The sequence below is a fragment of the Gymnodinialimonas sp. 57CJ19 genome, from assembly GCF_038396845.1.
GTDB lineage: Bacteria > Pseudomonadota > Alphaproteobacteria > Rhodobacterales > Rhodobacteraceae > Gymnodinialimonas.
Window position 1 is genome coordinate 786,714 of sequence record NZ_CP151587.1, and the last position, 17,818, is coordinate 804,531.

10 protein-coding genes are annotated in these 17,818 nt (G+C 62.5%); 7 read left to right on the top strand and 3 right to left on the bottom strand.

Annotated features, from left to right (window positions below):
• Nucleotides 1–367: 367 nt before the first annotated feature.
• The 3 genes from AADW23_RS03860 (at nucleotide 368) to AADW23_RS03870 (ending at nucleotide 4,456) form a co-directional block, all read left to right on the top strand.
• Complete coding sequence (locus tag AADW23_RS03860) at nucleotides 368–1,525, top strand: phosphoserine transaminase (protein ID WP_341863214.1); 1,158 nt, start codon at nucleotides 368–370, stop codon at nucleotides 1,523–1,525.
• Nucleotides 1,526–1,612: 87 nt separating this feature from the next.
• The gene (serA, locus tag AADW23_RS03865; RefSeq protein ID WP_341863215.1) at nucleotides 1,613–3,208 is read left to right on the top strand and encodes a phosphoglycerate dehydrogenase; all 1,596 of its coding nucleotides are present in this window, start codon (nucleotides 1,613–1,615) and stop codon (nucleotides 3,206–3,208) included.
• A gap of 72 nt (nucleotides 3,209–3,280) precedes the next feature.
• Entirely contained in the window at nucleotides 3,281–4,456 is a 1,176-nt protein-coding gene (locus AADW23_RS03870; protein ID WP_341863216.1) for an acetyl-CoA C-acyltransferase family protein, read from the top strand.
• 91 nt (nucleotides 4,457–4,547) lie between these two features.
• Here the strand turns inward: AADW23_RS03870 and pbpC are convergent, their stop codons facing one another.
• Nucleotides 4,548–6,587 carry a penicillin-binding protein 1C gene (gene pbpC / locus AADW23_RS03875; protein WP_341863217.1) on the bottom strand — a complete coding sequence of 680 codons (2,040 nt, stop codon included), beginning with the start codon at nucleotides 6,585–6,587 and terminating at the stop codon, nucleotides 4,548–4,550.
• Complete coding sequence (locus tag AADW23_RS03880; protein WP_341863218.1) at nucleotides 6,584–11,992, bottom strand: alpha-2-macroglobulin family protein; 5,409 nt, start codon at nucleotides 11,990–11,992, stop codon at nucleotides 6,584–6,586. The genes pbpC and AADW23_RS03880 overlap by 4 nt, the downstream gene beginning before the upstream one ends.
• 167 nt (nucleotides 11,993–12,159) lie before the next feature.
• On the opposite strand from AADW23_RS03880, the gene AADW23_RS03885 reads away from it, so the two are divergent.
• Entirely contained in the window at nucleotides 12,160–14,301 is a 2,142-nt protein-coding gene (locus AADW23_RS03885; protein ID WP_341863219.1) for an ATP-binding protein, read from the top strand.
• Here AADW23_RS03885 and AADW23_RS03890 read toward each other — a convergent pair.
• Nucleotides 14,298–15,311, bottom strand: coding sequence for an asparaginase (locus AADW23_RS03890; protein ID WP_341863220.1), 1,014 nt, complete (start codon nucleotides 15,309–15,311; stop codon nucleotides 14,298–14,300). The two genes, AADW23_RS03885 and AADW23_RS03890, sit on opposite strands and share 4 nt — an antisense overlap.
• Before the next feature lie 174 nt (nucleotides 15,312–15,485).
• On the opposite strand from AADW23_RS03890, the gene AADW23_RS03895 reads away from it, so the two are divergent.
• The 3 genes from AADW23_RS03895 to rlmN all read left to right on the top strand — a co-directional run bounded on the left by AADW23_RS03895 (nucleotide 15,486) and on the right by rlmN (nucleotide 17,817).
• Nucleotides 15,486–16,013, top strand: a complete 528-nt coding sequence (locus AADW23_RS03895; protein WP_341863221.1) for an invasion associated locus B family protein — start codon at nucleotides 15,486–15,488, stop codon at nucleotides 16,011–16,013.
• Nucleotides 16,014–16,020: 7 nt separating this feature from the next.
• Complete coding sequence (locus AADW23_RS03900) at nucleotides 16,021–16,542, top strand: invasion associated locus B family protein (protein WP_341863222.1); 522 nt, start codon at nucleotides 16,021–16,023, stop codon at nucleotides 16,540–16,542.
• An 84-nt stretch (nucleotides 16,543–16,626) separates the two neighbouring features.
• Nucleotides 16,627–17,817 (top strand): 23S rRNA (adenine(2503)-C(2))-methyltransferase RlmN, encoded by a 1,191-nt coding sequence (gene rlmN / locus AADW23_RS03905; protein ID WP_341863223.1) that lies wholly within the window; start codon nucleotides 16,627–16,629, stop codon nucleotides 17,815–17,817.
• Nucleotide 17,818 lies beyond the last annotated feature (1 nt).

Here is a 17,818-nt window from a genome sequence, read left to right on the forward strand (position 1 = left end):
GAAAGGCCCGCTCCGCCCTGATGGGTCCGGACGATATGCTTGCCCGCGCATCACCGCCGCCGCCAGAATACGCTCTTGGCGATCCTCTGGCCTGACTTCGGCGCCGGAACAAAAGTTTTAATGCGACCAGGCGTTGCCCACTTCTCCATCATCGCAGGCCTCAAAAGCACCCGAGGCCCGCTGACCAAACTGCTCCTCACATGACGCTGCGAGGAAGTTTCCGATAGGGAACAGCCCCCGCATATAAAGTGCGCTTTCCGACCAATTGCCCTCCTTTTCCGCCTTGTGGGGGGGCGCTCATCTCCGTATCTCCGGCGGTGGGACACCCTTCCCCAACGAAGGGCGCATATCTGTGAGGATACCAGAGATGGTTACTGAGACACCGGGCACCCGCCCGACCACGAAGCCCGTGAACCCACGCTTTTCGTCCGGCCCCTGCGCCAAACCCCCGACATGGACCGTTGACGCGTTGAAAGAAGCGCCCCTTGGCCGCTCGCACCGCGCGGCAGTGGGAAAAGACCTGCTGAAAGGCGTGATCGACGACACCGCCCGCATTCTGGGCCTGCCCGAGGGCTACCGTGTCGGCATCGTCCCCGCCTCGGACACCGGCGCGATGGAAATGGCGATGTGGTCCCTTCTGGGCGCGCGCAAAGCGACCATGCTGGCTTGGGAAAGCTTCGGCGCGGGCTGGGTCACGGATGTTGTCAAACAGCTGAAACTCGATGCCGAGGTGAAAACCGCTGACTACGGTCAGATCGTGGACCTGGCCGAGGTCGATTTCGACACAGATGTCGTCTTCACGTGGAACGGCACGACCTCGGGCGTCCGCGTGCCAAACGGCGACGCGATCTCGTCGGACCGCGCTGGCCTGACAATCTGCGACGCAACATCAGCGGCCTTCGCCCAGGATCTGCCCTGGGACAAGCTGGATGTGACCACCTTTTCCTGGCAGAAAGTCATGGGCGGTGAAGCGGCCCATGGGATGATCATCCTCAGCCCCCGTGCGGTGGAACGCCTCGAATCCTACACCCCGGCTTGGCCCCTGCCAAAAATCTTCCGCCTGACCAAAGGCGGCAAGCTGATCGACGGGATCTTCAAAGGCGCCACGATCAACACGCCCTCCATGCTGGCCGTTGAAGATTACGCCTTCGCCCTGAACTGGGCCGACAGCATCGGCGGCCTTTCTGGCCTGATGCAGCGGGCCGATGCCAACGCCGACGCCATCCACGCCTTCACCGACGCCCGTGATTGGATCGCAAACCTTGCCGATGATCCGACAACGCGCTCCAACACGTCCGTCTGCCTGAAGTTCACCGACACCCGCATCCAAGACGGGGCCGCCTTCGCCAAAGCCGTTGCCAAACGGCTCTCGGACGAAGGTGTCGCGCTGGATGTCGGTGCCTACCGCGATGCCCCTGCGGGCCTTCGCATTTGGTGCGGTGCCACCGTCGAGACCTCGGACATCGACGCCATGCTCCCCTGGCTCGACTGGGCCTTCCACGCCGAGATCGAAGCGCAGCCCTAACCCCCTGCTCCCCCCTTCATCTTGGTAAATACAACTCAATCCCCAAACCTGCCCCAAGCGCAGGCCCCGTTATAGGAGCGCCACATCATGGCCCCCAAAGTTCTCGTATCCGACAAGCTCTCGGAAACCGCTGTCCAAATCTTCCGTGATCGTGGCGTCGACGTCACCTTCGACCCGACAATCGGCAAGGACAAAGAAAAACTCCTGTCCGTGATCGACCAATACGATGGTCTCGCGATCCGCTCGGCCACCAAGGCGACCGAGAAAGTCATTGCCGCCGCGACCAACCTCAAGGTCATTGGCCGCGCTGGTATCGGTGTCGACAACGTCGATATCCCAGCCGCGTCCAAGAAGGGCATCATTGTGATGAACACTCCCTTCGGGAATTCCATCACGACGGCAGAACATGCCATCGCGATGATGTTTGCCGTCGCCCGTCAAATCCCCGAGGCTTCTGCCTCCACCCATGACGGAAAGTGGGAAAAGTCCAGGTTCATGGGGGTCGAGCTGACCGCCAAGACGCTGGGCGTCATCGGCGCGGGCAACATCGGCTCCATCGTTATCTCCCGCGCCTTGGGGCTGAAGATGAAGGTCATCGCCTATGACCCCTTCCTCAGCGAAGAACGGGCCAAGGAAATCGGCTGCCAGAAGGTAGAGCTGGATGAACTTCTGTCCCGCGCCGATTTCATCACCATGCACGTGCCCTTCACCGAGAAGACGGCGAATATCCTGTCAGCAGAAAACCTCGCCAAGACCAAAAAGGGCGTACGGATCATCAACTGTGCCCGAGGCGGTCTGGTGGATGAGGCGGCCCTGGCCGAGCTTCTGAAATCCGGTCACGTGGCGGGCGCCGCTTTTGACGTGTTCGCGCAGGAACCGGCGACGGAGAACCCTCTGTTCCACCTGCCAAATGTTGTCGTCACGCCCCACCTTGGCGCGGCCACCACGGAAGCGCAGGAGAACGTGGCGCTGCAAGTGGCCGAGCAGATGTCGGATTATCTGCTGTCCGGCGCTGTCACCAACGCGCTCAACATGCCATCGGTCACCGCGGAAGAAGCGGCGATCATGGGGCCTTGGGTGAAACTGGCCGAGCACCTCGGTGCCTTTATCGGGCAGCTCACAAATGAGCCGATCAATTCCATCGACGTGGTTTACAACGGTGTCGTCACCGGCATGAACCTGAAGGCTTTGGATTGCGCCGCTATTGCAGGTGTCATGAAGGCCAGCAACCCTGACGTGAACATGGTGTCGGCCCCCGTCATCGCGAAAGAGCGCGGGATTGAGCTGTCGCAAACAACCCAGGACAAATCCGGCGTGTTTGATGGCTACATTCGCCTTGTGGTGAAAACCGACAAGCGGGAACGCTCGATCGCTGGCACGGTCTTCAGCGATGGCAAACCACGCTTCATCCAGATCAAAGGCATCAACATCGATGCCGAGATTGGCTCGCATATGCTCTACACCACCAACAACGACGTTCCCGGCATTATCGGTGCCCTGGGTCAAACGATGGGGGAGAACGGCGTGAATATCGCGAACTTCACCCTTGGTCGTTCCGGCCCTGACGGTCAGGCCATTGCGCTGTTGTACCTGGACGAGCAGCCACCGGCGGCTGTGTTGCAGAAATTGATGGACACGGGCCTGTTTCAATCGGTCAAGCCCCTGCAATTTGACGCGGTGTAACCCGCGCTGCGCATTGGCAACGCGCTGCAACTAGGCTCTAATCCTCCGTGACACATCGCGGAGGGTTTTTTTATGGACGATATCGTCATCCTGTCGGGCGCACGCACGGCAATCGGCACATTTGGGGGATCGCTGGCGGGCACGGCGCCGATCGACACGGGCACTGTTGTTGCCAAAGCCGCGCTGGAACGCGCCGGAGTAGAGGGTGGCCAGATCGGCCATGTGGTCTTTGGCCATGTCATCAACACGGAGCCCCGTGACATGTACCTGTCCCGTGTTGCAGCGATGCAGGCGGGCATTCCAGAGACAGCCCCAGCGATGAACGTGAACCGCCTCTGCGGCTCTGGGGCGCAAGCGATTGTGTCAGTCATTCAATCGCTGGCCCTGGGCGATGCTGATTTCGGCCTGGCAGGCGGCGCGGAAAGCATGTCGCGTTCGCCGTATATCTCAACGGCCACGCGGTTCGGGCAAAAGATGGGCGACCTAAAGACGCTCGACATGATGTTGGGGGCGCTGAACTGTCCGTTCGGAACGGGCCATATGGGGGTAACAGCAGAAAACGTCGCCGACGAGCATGACGTGACCCGCGCCCAAATGGACGCTTTTGCCATGACCTCGCAAGAGCGCGCGGCACATGCGATTGAGCAGGGGTATTTTGCAGAACAAATCGTGCCGGTAGAGGTCCGCGTGAAGCGCGACATGGTACCGTTTGAAGTGGACGAGCACCCCAAGGCGACCTCTTTGGAAAAGTTGGGCGGTCTGCGCGCTGTCTTCCAGAAGGACGGTCGCGTGACAGCGGGCAATGCCAGCGGCATCAACGACGGTGCAGCGGCCTTGGTGCTGGCGCGTGCTGAGTCGGCGGAAGCCGCGGGCCTCACCCCCCGCGCCCGTGTGCTGGGCTACGCGCACGCCGGCGTGCGCCCTGAGGTCATGGGGATCGGCCCTGTGCCAGCGGTCGAAAACCTGCTCGCGAAAACGGGCCTGAGCATCGGCGATTTTGACGTGATCGAATCGAATGAAGCCTTCGCCTCTCAGGCGCTTGCCGTGAACAAGGGGCTTGGCCTTGACCCGGACAAGGTGAACCCCAACGGGGGCGCGATTGCCCTTGGCCACCCGGTCGGCGCGACCGGAGCGATTATCACCGTGAAGGCGTTGTACGAACTGGAGCGGATCGGCGGCAAACGCGCCCTGATCACCATGTGCATCGGCGGCGGACAGGGCATCGCGCTCGCCATCGAACGCCCGTGATCCGGTGAGGTAGAGACTTTTGCAAAAGTCTCTACCAGAGCCTTGCAAGGCTCTGCCCCAGTCTTTTGCAAAAGACTGGGGTGGCGGGGGGCTAGTTTTCGATTTCCACGCGGCGGCGCTGAGCCTGGCCGGTGGCGTCAATGACGGTGAGTTCCGCGAAGCCGGTCTCGGCCTCTAGTGCGATTTCGCGGTCGTATATGCGCGTGGCCACCGGTGCGCCGTTCCAAAGCCAGGTGAAAGGCGGCGTTCCTTCCGCGACCCGCGCCAGAAGCGGCAAGCCCGGTTGATAGGCCAGAACCGCGCCTTCGGGAGGGAAGGTAATGGCGGGGCCAGAGTCGCCACCGGACGCAGCGGAGGGGATAAAGCGGCGGAGGGTTTCGGGCAGTTGCGCTGTGGTGAGGGTCAATGCGCCCGGCGGCGGCGGGCGGCGCGGCGTTGTCTCGTCACTGATGCGGGAGAAAGCTTCAAAGAGCAGCGGCGCGGAAAGCTCTGCCCCGAACGCTCCGGGCACCGAGGCGCCATCGGCGCGGCCCATCCAGATGCCAACCACATGCTGCCCGTCAAAACCGAACGCCCAAGCGTCCCTGTGTCCGTAGCTGGTGCCCGTCTTGTAGCTCAACCCGATGCGCGGCGCGTTGGGTGGCGGCGCAACTCCCCCCAGGATGTCGCCCAGATACCATGCCGCCGTGTCCGACAGGATGCGCTGCCCTTCCTCCGCGTCTCCCTCCCGCCAGTGCAGGGGCGCCGCCACGCCGCCCCGCGCAATCCCGGCATAGAGCGCCATCAGATCCTGCATCGACGTGCCCAATCCGCCCAGGGCAATGGCAAGGCCTGGTTCCTCCCCTTCGGGCAGGTGAACCTCCATTCCCGCCCGTCCCATCGCCGATAGCATCTGGTGCGGACCGATTGCTTCCAGAAGGGTCACTGCGGGTATGTTCAGCGACGTTTGCAAAGCCTGCGCGGCGGTCACTTCCCCTCGAAACAGGGCGTCGAAATTCTGCGGCGCATAGCCAGCGATCGAGATCGGGCGATCTTCGATCAGCGTTTGCGGATGCAGCAGCCCCGCGTCAAAGGCGAGGCCGTAGATCAGCGGTTTCAGGGTTGATCCCGGAGAGCGGACGGCTTGGGTCATATCCACGAACCCCTCTCGCGCGGCATCGGTGTAATCGGGCGATCCGACCGAGGCCAAGACCTCTCCGGTGCCGTGGTCCAGCACCATGATCGCGGCGGACATGCGAGGCCCCAGATCGCCAATCGCGCGCATCGCGAGACGCTCCATCTGCCGTTGCAGGCTCGCGTCGAGCGTCAGGTGATGCGTCCCCTGCGTGGGTCTGTCGGTGATCGCCCGGTCCGCCAGATGCGCGGCGAGGGCGGGGAAATCTCGTCGTTCGGTTGGAATAGGTTCCTCGCGGGCCCAGGCAATTTCCGCTTCGGTCAATTCGGTGAATTGCACCGCGCGGGACAAGACCCGGTTTCGGGCGATTTCCGCGGCCTCGGGAAAGCGGTCCGGGCGGCGGGAGTTCGGCGCTTGGGGCAGGGCGACGAGCAAAGCGGACTGCGCGGCGGTCAAGCGATGGGGCTCAGTCCCGAACCACGTAAGCGTCGCGGCACGCACCCCTTCGATGTTGCCGCCAAAAGGTGCCAGGTGGAGGTAGAGCGTAAGGATCTCTTCCTTCGACAACCGCCGCTCCAGCGCCAAGGCAAGGCGGATTTGCCGGATCTTTCCGCCCCACGCACCGGTGCCGGAATCCTCCAACAGCCGCGCCACCTGCATCGTCAGGGTCGAGCCGCCAGAGACGATGCGCCCTGTGGAGAGCCGTTGCCACCCGGCCCGCAAAAAACTACGCAAATCAACGCCCGGATGGGACCAAAACCGGCGATCTTCATAGGCAACAAGCATGTCGATATAGGCCGGATCGACCGCGTCATAGGACACCGGCAAGCGCCAGCGCCCGTTTTCCACGGTATAGGCCCGTAGAAGGTCGCCGTTGCGGTCCAGAACCTCCACCCCGGTTTCCAGCGTTAGCGGCGGCAGCTCTGTCTCGTCGATCCAACGATCCAGCCACAACAGCCCGCCGGCGAGGAGCGCAGCGAGGAGCAGGCTGAAGGTAATCGCGAGGGCGCGTTTCATTCCAAGATGCTTATCCGGCCGGAGGCCGTCTGCGCCCGATAGGTAGGACGGTACATATCCTCGACCGAAGCCGCAGGATGGTGGAAGTCCCCCGGCGACACCGCCCGCACGATATAGGCCATGCGCACCCTGTCCTGCCCGCCGCGCATGTCTACAGCGGCCAGGAAACGTTCGGCCCGGAATTCTGTCATCTCGGTACCAATCGCCACGTCTACCCCATCGAGCGCACGGATATCGCCCGATTGCAGTAGGTTGGGGTTGTCGATCTCGAACCCGGCGGGGAGAGGGTCGTTCACCATCAGCCGCCCTTCTGGCGCCCCGGTATTTGTCACGGTCAAGATCGTGACCAACCGCGTGCCTTGGGCAACATTTGCCGGGTCAACGGATTCACCCTCCAGTGAAAGGTACTCCCGGCCGATATGGTAGCCATTGCCAAACGCCTCTGTCGCGCCTTCGGGGCGACCAAAGCGGGTGAGGGTGACGACCTCATCACGCTCTCCACCATTCTCTAACCTGTGGGTTAGGCTCTCATCGTCGAGCACCTGCACCAATGGACCAACGACCGGCGCCCCGTCCAGAAGCAGGCCGTTGCTTGAAGGATTGTCGATCAAGGCATGGGCAGCGAGAAGGGCCCAGACGGCCTCTTGGGTAGAGGCATCCGCGACGGGCGGCGCGGTCTCCAGCAAGGTGGCATGCAGGTTCCCCGCTTGCGATCCGGCGGCGGTGGCAAGGGCCACAAGCCCTGCGGCGTCGCGGCTGCGGCTGCCGTAATCCACACGCCAGCGCCGCGTGTCCTCGGACAGACCGGGCAGGGACAGCCGGGCAAATCCCGCCACGAACATCGCATCGGCGCGAGGTTGGTCGCCATACATCGCCAGCGCCGCCCCCAACTGCCCAAGGGCCAGAGCGGTGCCGAAATCCTGCGCCTTCACATCCGCATAATAGCGCAGGTCGCCCATGCTGGCTTGCCCTTCGCGGGCCAGCACCATCAGGGCATAGGCCAGCCCCTCTCCGCCGTTCTCGAAGTCGGGATGAGACGCGACCGCGTTCGCCAAGTTGTCCAAAGCGGTCTGGAAAGGGATGTCTGGCACCTCGTGCCCCTCGGCCCGCGCGCGGGAGAGGAAATCGCTTACGTAGGCGTCCAGCCACAGATCGCCGGAGGAGGCGCGCCAAAGGCCAAAGCTTCCGTTGGCCGACTGATTGGTCAGGACCGAGGCGATGGCCCCCTCGATCCGCGTCGCCAGATCGTCGGCCGTGCCCAGGTCCAGCGCCTGCGCGACCGATGACAGATACAATAGCGGCATCGCGCGGCTCGCCGTTTGTTCGGTGCAGCCGTAGGGGTAGCGGTCCAATCGTTGCAACAGCCCGGCCACATCGTAGCGGGCCAAAGGCCCGGCGGACAGGATCGCGCGGGTGCCTTGGGGGTGGAAGCCGGTGAAGGCCGTTGCATCAAGGGTGAAGCTTTCGCCGGGCGCGAGGGTCAGGCGGGTGGTTTCCGCCACTTCGGGGTCATTGGCTTGCACGGGGACCGTCAGGGTCTGCACGATGTCGATACCGTCCGGTGTGGTCAGTGTGACGGTAAGTTCTGCCGGCCCGGTGCGGTCGGCGATGATAAAGGGGATGCGCAGGCGGGTGGCTTCGCGTTCGGCAAGCGTGACCGTGGGGATGATCTGCCCGAAAATCTGGAACTCGGGCGAGGAGGCTATGGCCAAAGGCATCTCTCCAACCGGTCCTTCGGCATGGGTGATCTCCAGCAAAAGCGCGGCGCTGTCGCCGGGGGCGAGGAAGCGGGGCAGGCTGGCGGTAACAACGACCGGGTCGCGGACAATCACGTCTGCCTCGGCCTGCCCGACGCCGGTATCGCTCCACACAGTGGCCATCAGGCGAATCGTGCCGTTGAAAGCGGGCATGTCGAAACTGGCGCGGACGGTGCCATCTGCGCCAACGGTGAGCGGGCCGGAAAACAGCGCGACGAGGTCTTCGGACGTGGGATCAGCCTGCATCCGCAAGCCCACGCCTGCGTCCCCGCCTTGGCGAATGCGCCCCTCGGCCCCGTCACGGCTATCAATCAGGCGACCATAAATATCGCGGAACGCCATGCCCAGGCGGCGTTGCCCAAAGTAGTGCCCCTGAGGATCGGGGGCATCGAACCCGGTGAGGTTGAGGATACCCAGATCAACGGCGGCGATGGTGGCGTGCACAACCTCGCCCGCCCGCGCGCCTTCCACCCCCAGCACCACGTCGAGCGGTCCACGGGGGCGCATGGTTTCTGGCGCTTCAAGGGTGGCATTCAGCGCCCGATCACCGGGGGCGACAGCGGCATGGGCAAGGCCAATGGCACGGGTTGGCGCGGGGCCAGAAACAGTCTCTAACGGGCGGATCAGGGTCGCAGTCACATAGGCTCCGGCGCCCCAATCGTCGGTCACGGGAAGGGTGATTTCGGTGGGGTCATCGCCGACCTCGATGATCTGCTGATCAATCAACCGATCCGTCACTACCTGCACGAGGGCAAGGCCGCCGGTGCGGGGCACAATCCGCAAGGTCGCGGTGTCGCCGGGGCGGTAGGCTTCGGCGTCCAAGGACACCTCTAGCGCGTCGGGCGTATCGGTGCCGTCGTTGGCCCCATACCACCCGGCGCTGAAGCTGACGGAGGACACGGCAAACCCGCCTTCATCGCTTTCAACGCGCAGCTCAAATTCGCCCCATTCAACGGGAAGGGAAAGGGCCGTGGGCTCTGTTGATAGCGTCGCCTCGCCGATGGCGATTTGCTGGCGCGTCGTAATCGGCTCCCACGTCCAATTGCCGTTCTGCCGATACCATTGATAGCGCCGCTCTACCCGGCTGAGGGTCCATCGGACCGCCATAGGGTCAGCGCCTGTTGTGATAAGGTGGAAGGGGGCCTCGACCCCTTGGGGAAGCCCCCCATCAAAGAGGGGACGAATGCCGATCAGGGGCGCGTCGGGCAGGATGGTGGCCACGGCGGCACGCTCCACCGGGCGGCCAGAGCCTTCGGTGATTTCTGCGGTTAGGGTCAACTCACCCGGATGGCTGATGCCGTCAAAGCGGGGCAGGCGCAGGGTGGCAGAGGCGGCCCCGGTGGCATTGGTTGTCAGCGTGTCGAGGCTGGTGAACGCGGGTTCCGGCGGGGCATCGTAACGGCCAAACCGGAAGCCCGGGTAATCAGGCAGGGTGAAGCGGGGGCGCAGGGCAAGCCGGCCCGTGATGGCAAGATCAGCGGCAGGCGCACCAAAAAGGTAATCGGCCTGAAACTGCGCGGTGCCTGCGTCGGCGTCCAGATCAATGCTGAGGTCGAGGCGTTCGGGCAGGAAATCTTCCACCAACAGCCGCGTATCGCGCAGGGGGCGGGCGTTGGGATCAGCGTGGATCGCCAACCGCCACGTGCCCCGCGGCACGTCCGCGCCAAGGGGGAGGGAAGCGACAAAGCCCCCCGCGCCAGTCTCCGCCAAAAGGTGCCGCGTGTATTCGACCCCATCGGGCCGCGTGAGAATGGCGGTAAGGGGCAACCCGGTAATCGCCTGCGCCTGAGGGTCGCGGGCAAGGGTGGTCAGGTGGATCGTATCGCCCGCCCGGTAGATGCCCCGATCGGTGGTCAGGAACACATCAATCGGCCCGGCGGGCGCGCGGCCTTCAACCCCCCGATCCGAGAGGTCAAATTCGGCGTCACGAAGGGACAGAAAGGCAAGATCATTGTCACCTTGGCGCACCGTCACAAGCGCAGGGGAAGCGCCCTGTTCGCCAGCGGCAAGGGCTGCGGGAAAATGGGCGTAGCCGTCTTCATCCGTCTCTAACGTGGCCAAAACCCGGTTCGACTCCGAGATAAGGTCAACCGTTGCGCCAGCATGGGCCGCAGTCGTGGCAAGGGACCGCACAAGGACGTGGACGCCGTCGGTGCCGCTCATGGCGCTGATGCCAAGGTCGCTGACAAGGAACCACTGGGTCGCTCCGCCCTCGGCCGTGCCTGCACCGCCCACACGGGCTTCCAGCGCATAAAGACCGGGGGCGCGGCCTTGCAAGACCTCCCCAATCGGCAGGCGCGTGGTGACGCTACGGTTTTGTTCTTGGGCGACTTCAGCCTCCCCCTGCCAAACGGCTTCACCGATCTCATCGGCGAATTGATCCACCTGCCATTCGGCCAGCGGACGTCCAAAGTAATCCTGCTGCAAGGTCCGCAGAATATTGCGATCCGCCACATGGAACAGGCGCAGGTCGACAAGCCCTGTATTGACCCCAACGAGCGGAATAGTGCCGTTTGAAGACCCCGGAAGGATGTAAGAACGCCCGGCGAAACGCACTGAAGGCTCCCGGTCGCGTACGTATTGGCGCAGAGAGATGGGGGCGTGCAGCACCTCGCCCGAGGCGGCGGGAAGGCCCGCGCGAAGGGTGAATTCATACCGCCCGCCATGGCGCACGCCGGACAGGCAAAGCTGGCGGCCATCGGCCTCGACCGCGATGTCGGACACCGTGGTCTGCACGAAGTCGCCATAGGTGACGCCCCCCGCTGCGAGGGGTTCAGAGAAAATGGCGCAGATGCGGGGGAAGTCCGCCTCGATATCCACCCGGGTATCGGTGACGCGGAAGCCATAAAGGCCAAGCACACGGCTCAGCGCCTCGTCGCGGGCGGGTGTATCGTCGTGGGACAGGGCAAGGCGCAGGGTCGGGATGGTGTCGCGCCCGCGTCCGCGCCGTTCCAACGCCTCGGCCAGCGTATCAAGTGCGGCGGCAAGGGGTGCCCCGTCATTGGACCGTAAGGCGGCGTTCAGGGCGGCCAGCAGGGCGCGTTCCTCCAGCCGTTGCCCTGCCGAGCGATTGTCAGGCTCTAGCGCGAGCAGATAGGTGGCGTAGGTCGCCCAATCCTCGGCCACGTCGCCTGCTGTGATTGCGGCCCCGATCCGGCGCATTGCGCCTTGGATGTTCCCCTCCGCAAAAGCGTTTTGAGCGCTACGCCGCCAATCGCTGGCGGGGAATTGCCCGGCATAATGGACCAGCCCCAGCCCTATGGCCTGATCGCGCGCGGCGGAGAAATCCGCGTCGCGCAGGAAGGCGAGATCAATGCGCCGTTGTGCGGCAAGGCGGTGGGCGGGCTCTGGCGTGACGCTGAAGATGCCCGAAATGGCCCCCGCGTAGGTCAGCCCCTCGCCCGCGGCGGTCTTGGGAAAACAACTGTTATTGGCGCTGTTGAAGGTGAACGCCGCGCAATCAGGATCGGCGCGGCAAGCGGCGGTGCAATTGCTTAGCGTGGTGTCGAGGATCGGGCGCAGATCGTTGCCCGGAAAGTCGGTATCGCGGACAATTATCAGCGTCCGGTCGGGCAAAACGCCTTGGGCCAACACGGCCCCGGTCAGAAGAAAAAAGATACCGGCAGCAACAGCGAATAAGCGCGTCATACGGACCTCAAACAAAATTATGCAAAATTGAATGGGGCAAGGGTGGCACGGGGCCGGGGAGTCTGTCGATGATTCCTCCGACTAGGGCCCGCGCAATGGCGGATTAACGCTATGTTCAGCAAGTTGCCGCAAAACGGGCGGGTCTGAAACGTGCAGGACTTCACCCGATGGCGGCGAGAGATTTCAACGACAAAATGGCGCAGGAAAGGCGCGCCCGCCTACAGGCCGAGCAACTGCTCGCCCTGCGGTCAGAGGAGCTTTATTCAGCAAACCGAAAGCTAGCCGAACATGCCACGGCGCTGTCTACGCAAGTCATTGAACAACGTGAAGAAAATGCAGCGCTAAAGGGCTTGTCGGTCAAGACCGAAGCGCAGTTGGAGGTGGCGACTGAACGCGCGGTCACGGCGCAGCGGCGCTTGTGGGATGCGTTAACGGCCACGGAAGATGGCTTTGCGATCTTTGATCGTGATTGGCGACTGGTCGCGGCCAACTCTGCCTTCTTTTCGATCTTTGATGGCGTCGCGGATGTGACGGAAGGCGCCACCTACGAGGCGATTCTTCGCATCGGGGTGGAAGAGGGGATCGTTGATCTGCAAGGCGAAGACCCGGAAGATTGGGTCGATCAGATGATCGCCCGTTGGGAAATGAACCCGATCCCCAAAGCCGACATCAAACTATGGAACGGCGCCTATATTCGGTTGAACGATAAACAGACCCCGCAGGGCGATTTCGTATCTTTGGCGGTCGATATTACCGGCAACATTCGCCGTGAACGGGAACTGGCCGAGGCGCGCGATGCTGCACTGGCAGCGAATCGGGCGAAGTCCAATTTCCTCGCCAACATGAGCCATGAAATCAGGACGCCGATGAATGGCGTCGTCTCGATGGCGGAACTGCTGCGCGAAACGCCGTTGAATGAAGAACAACAGATATTTGCCGATACCATCCGCAATTCGGGAGAGGCGTTGTTGGTGATCATCAACGACATCCTTGATTTCTCGAAAATCGAAGCACGCAAGCTCGTCCTCCAAGAAGAAAGCTTCGACCTCAACGCCCTATTGCGTGAGATTTTCCGTCTATTGGAACCCAGCATTGGCGAAAGGGAGCTGGAGCTTGTGCTGGACTACGACATCTTCATGCCTCGGCGGTTGATCGGTGATCCCGGGCGGATCAGGCAGGTTCTGATCAATCTTATCGGGAACGCCGTGAAGTTCACTGAAAAGGGCCATGTAACCGTGCACGTTATGGCGATGCCGACTCTCGATCCCAGTGACGCGCTGGAGGTGTCCATCGTGGTTGAGGATACGGGCGCGGGGATTGCGAAGGAAAAACAAGCCCATGTGTTTGGAGAGTTCAACCAGGTCGAAGACGAACGGAACCGCAGCCACGACGGCACCGGGCTTGGTCTTGCGATCACCAAGCGGCTGATTGACCTGATGAACGGAGAGATGTGGTTGGAATCCGAGCTTGGAGAAGGGTCCGCCTTCGGGTTCAAGATCGCGTTGAAAGCCGACCCGGAGGGGGAGGAAGAACCGGTTGCGGGCCTGCCCGTGACGAAATCTCGGGTGTTGTTGATCGGGCAGTGCGCCGAGCTTGAGGCGCAGTTGTTTGCCGCCCTTGGGCGACTCCATGCGGAAACGACGCAGATCAGGCGGTTGCCTACACCGCGCGATCTGGAAGGGACGGCAGCGGTGGTGCTCTGCGATCTGGGCATAGGCGCGGAACAGGTCAACGCGGCATTGGACGCGAGTGATTTCAACGGCCCGCGTCTATGTGTTCAGCCGCCGGACAATACGCCAAAGGATTACGAAAGCTGCGCCTTGCACGAAGGGCTCGCCGCGTTTCGCGAGCAGCTGATGTGGGAAGTGTCCGATGCCCACAGCCCTGCACCCGCCGTGACACAAGCTGAACCGGCGCCATCGCCAAGCAAGCCGCTCCGCCTTCTGGCGGCGGAGGACAACAAGACCAACCAGCTCGTGTTCAAGGCCATGTTGAAGGGGTTGGAGTTAGATTTGGAGATCGCCAACAACGGCGTCGAACTGGTCGACGCCTACAAACGCGACGTGCCGGATCTGGTGATGACTGATATCTCGATGCCTGAGTTGGATGGGCTGGAAGCCTCGCAACAAATCAGAGCCTATGAGGCTGAACAGGGTCTACCACGGGTGCAAATTATTGCCATGACAGCCCATGCCGTAGAGGGTGACCGGGAGCGTATCCTTGCCGCGGGGCTTGATGACTACATCACCAAGCCCCTGAAAAAGGATGTGATCCACTGCAAGATCGAGGCGGCCTTTGCCGATGCCTAAAGCTGCAACCCCGTCAGCGCGTCGGCAATGCGATAGTGGCCTGTCTCAATCCCGTTCCAGTTGCGGATCGGGCCGTGGGTGAAGGCAAGCGCCTCGGGGTGTTGTGGGTCCAGGACCCCAAGTGCGCCAAGGATGTGGGCAATCGCCGCCTCGGACCCTCGGGTGGCTCCATCGGCGATCTTCAGGGCAACGCCGATTTTCAGCTCGGGGATAATGGCGATGAACACGCCCTCGGCCCCGGTCTTGATCGCGGCACGTTTATCCATGGCGCGCATCAGACGGGTGCAGGCGCGGCCCTCTCCGGCGACCAGATCGGGGTGCAACATCATCGCATCGCGCAGACGCGCCATCGCGGCTTGGCGCGTGCCACCGTCGGTTGTGGCAGCGGCATAGGCCGCCATGGCGCGGGCAAGGCCCGACAGGCGCGTGGCGAAGTTCGGGGCGGAACAGCCATCGATGGCGAATTCGGGATTGGGCTCATCGGTCAGGTCGTCCCAAGCCTCGCTAATGGCGGCCTGAAGGGGATGTGACGGGTCGATATATTCCGGCCCCGCGCCCACATGCTGGCTATAGGTCAGGAACCCGGTGTGTTTGCCCGAGCAATTGTTGTGCCGTTGATCCGGCCCGCAATGGGAACAAATCAGCGCGTCACGGGCGGGCACATCGTTTGGCCATTGCACGCCACACCGAAAGTCAGATTCGGACATGCCAATGTCGGCAAGCCAGGCACTCACACGATCTGTATGGATCGCGGCCCCCTGATGGGACGCGCAAGACAGCGCCAGATGCTCTGGGGTTAACCCGCGCGCATCGGCAGCGCCGCTTTCCACGAGCGGCAGGGCCTGGATCATTTTCGAGGACGAACGCGGCAGAATCCGGGCCTCCGTGTCGCCGATTCCGCCAATCAGACCCTCTCCGTGGCGCCAAATCGCAACGTGTCCCCGGTGCGAACACTCCAGAATCGGGCCCCTGTGAACCTCGACCAACACCTCGGTTGCGTTCTTTGTCATCGTCATTTGCTCCTACTCCGTTCACATCCCGGCGAATTTCCGCACACGGGGCTTTTTTCAACCGTGTCTTTCGTCTACGTTAACGGGCAATTACGGTCGGACGCCCCATCTTTTGTGATGACCTAAAAAACGGGTGCCGACCAGAGGCAGCGAAGGGGCTGGAGGCTCTTACTCATGAAGACATATCTTGCTGGTATTCTGGCGGGCGCACTGGCCCTTTCGGCCACAGGCGCGTTTGCGCAGGACGAATCAACTAACCGAGTGAACGCCGAGACCGATTGGTCCGTGTTCGTCGAAGATGATCCAACGCAGTGCTGGGTCGTTTCCACACCATCTGAGACGGTGAACACGCGCGATGGTCGTGTGGTGTCCGTGCGTCGCGGCGAAATCCTGATGTTCGTGTCGTTCTGGCCCGGCCAAGAGCGTTTGGGCGAAGTCAGCTTCACGGGCGGCTATCCTTTCGCCGATGGCTCCACCGTGACGATGTCAATCGGCAGCACCTCGTTCGAGCTGTTCACCGACGGCGAAATGGCGTGGGCCGCGTCGCCGCAGGACGATGATCGGATCATCACCGCCATGAAGCGCGGCGCAGAGGCTGTGCTGACAGCACGCTCGTCGCGGGGCACCCAGACGCAGGACACGTTCAGCCTGTTGGGCTTCACGGCTGCGGTAGAAGACGCCGAGACACGTTGCGGGAACTGACATCGCCATGAAAACTGGACTGAGCGGCGTGACCGTGCTGGCCTTGGGTCTTTGCACAGCGATGCCCGGATTTGCGCAAACCGCTGATGCCCCTTGGCCTGTCTACGTGCAGGAAGATCCTGCGCGTTGCTGGGTCGTGTCACCCCCCACGGGAACGACCGCCTCGCGCAACGGCACGGACGTATCGGGCAACATCAGCCGTGACACGGTTTTGATGTTCGTCTCCTATTGGCCCGAAGATGGGCGGCTGGGTGAAATCAGCTACACTGGCGGGTATCAATTCGCGGTCGGCAGCGACGTGACTGTCGTGGTGGGCGATCAGACGTTTGCGCTGTTCACCGAAGGCCCGATGGCTTGGGCCGGGTCGCCAGAGGACGATGCGCGGATCATCGCCGCCATGCGTGACGGAACGGAAGCGGTGCTAACCGCCACCTCCACCCGTGGCACCGAGGTTGTGGATACCTTCGACCTTCAGGGTTTTTCGCGTGCGATGGATGACGCCTCGGTTCGGTGTGCGCCCAGTAACTGACCTGCCGTGATTGATTTGCGCGGACGGGCGGCCTCCTATATGGAAGGCGCTTCTTAAAAGACCGTTCCTCAAAGGAGTGTCGTCATGACTGCCCCTGTTTCTGCCAATGCCCCCATCACGCAGGACGTTCGCACGTTCCCTCGTAAATTGCCTGACGGTCCGGTCAACTTGATCGGGCTGACCCGGGATGGCTTGCGTGCCGCGTTGATCGAAGCGGGTACCCCTGAGAAGCAGGCAAAGATGCGCATGGGGCAGATTTGGCAGTGGCTCTATCAGAAGGGCGTGCGCGACTTCGCGCAGATGACCAACCTGTCCAAAGATTACCGCGCCATGCTGGCCGAGACCTTTGTGGCCGATGTGCCTGAGGTCGTGTCCAAGCAGGTCAGCGCCGATGGCACCCGCAAGTACCTGGTGCGCATCGCCGGTGGGCATGAGGTTGAGGTGGTCTATATCCCCGAAGTGGATCGCGGCACGCTGTGCATCTCCTCCCAGGTGGGCTGCACCCTGACGTGTTCGTTCTGCCATACCGGCACCCAGAAGTTAGTGCGTAACCTGACCGCCGGAGAGATCATTGGTCAGGTCATGCTGGCCCGCGATGATCTGGATGAATGGGTGCCCACAGGCGAGGGCTCGGACGCCAAGCCCCGTCTGGTGTCGAATATCGTGCTGATGGGCATGGGAGAGCCGCTTTATAATTTCGAGAACGTCCGCGACGCGATGAAAATCGCGATGGACCCCGAGGGGATTTCCCTGTCCCGGCGCCGGATCACCCTGTCGACCTCGGGCGTTGTACCCGAGATCGCCAAGACGGCACAGGAGATCGGCTGCCAACTGGCCGTGTCGTTCCACGCCACCACCGATGAGGTCCGCGACAAGCTGGTGCCGATCAACAAGCGCTGGAATATCGAAGAGCTGTTGGGCGCTCTGCGGGAGTACCCGAAGGTCTCCAACAGTGAGCGGATCACCTTTGAATATGTGATGTTGAAGGACGTGAACGACACGGATGAAGACGCCCGGCGTCTGGTGAAGCTGATCAAGGGCATCCCTGCCAAGATCAACCTTATCCCGTTCAACGAATGGCCCGGCGCGCCGTATGAGCGCTCAGATTGGGCGCGAATCGAGGCGTTTGCCGATATCGTCTACAAGGCGGGCTATGCCTCTCCGATCCGCACACCGCGCGGGGAAGACATAATGGCGGCCTGTGGCCAGTTGAAATCCGCGACAGAACGCGCGCGCAAGTCTCGCAAGCAGATTGAGGCCGAGGCCGGTCTGTAGC

Bases quoted from the DNA above. Each gene is read 5' to 3' on its own strand.
- AADW23_RS03860 (WP_341863214.1), top strand. From the start codon at position 368: ATGGTTACTGAGACACCGGGCACCCGCCCGACCACGAAGCCCGTGAAC.
- rlmN (WP_341863223.1), top strand. From the start codon at position 16,627: ATGACTGCCCCTGTTTCTGCCAATGCCCCCATCACGCAGGACGTTCGC.
- serA (WP_341863215.1), top strand. From the start codon at position 1,613: ATGGCCCCCAAAGTTCTCGTATCCGACAAGCTCTCGGAAACCGCTGTC.
- AADW23_RS03900 (WP_341863222.1), top strand. From the start codon at position 16,021: ATGAAAACTGGACTGAGCGGCGTGACCGTGCTGGCCTTGGGTCTTTGC.
- AADW23_RS03895 (WP_341863221.1), top strand. From the start codon at position 15,486: ATGAAGACATATCTTGCTGGTATTCTGGCGGGCGCACTGGCCCTTTCG.
- AADW23_RS03880 (WP_341863218.1), bottom strand. From the start codon at position 11,992: ATGACGCGCTTATTCGCTGTTGCTGCCGGTATCTTTTTTCTTCTGACC.
- AADW23_RS03885 (WP_341863219.1), top strand. From the start codon at position 12,160: ATGGCGGCGAGAGATTTCAACGACAAAATGGCGCAGGAAAGGCGCGCC.
- AADW23_RS03890 (WP_341863220.1), bottom strand. From the start codon at position 15,311: ATGACAAAGAACGCAACCGAGGTGTTGGTCGAGGTTCACAGGGGCCCG.
- pbpC (WP_341863217.1), bottom strand. From the start codon at position 6,587: ATGAAACGCGCCCTCGCGATTACCTTCAGCCTGCTCCTCGCTGCGCTC.
- AADW23_RS03870 (WP_341863216.1), top strand. From the start codon at position 3,281: ATGGACGATATCGTCATCCTGTCGGGCGCACGCACGGCAATCGGCACA.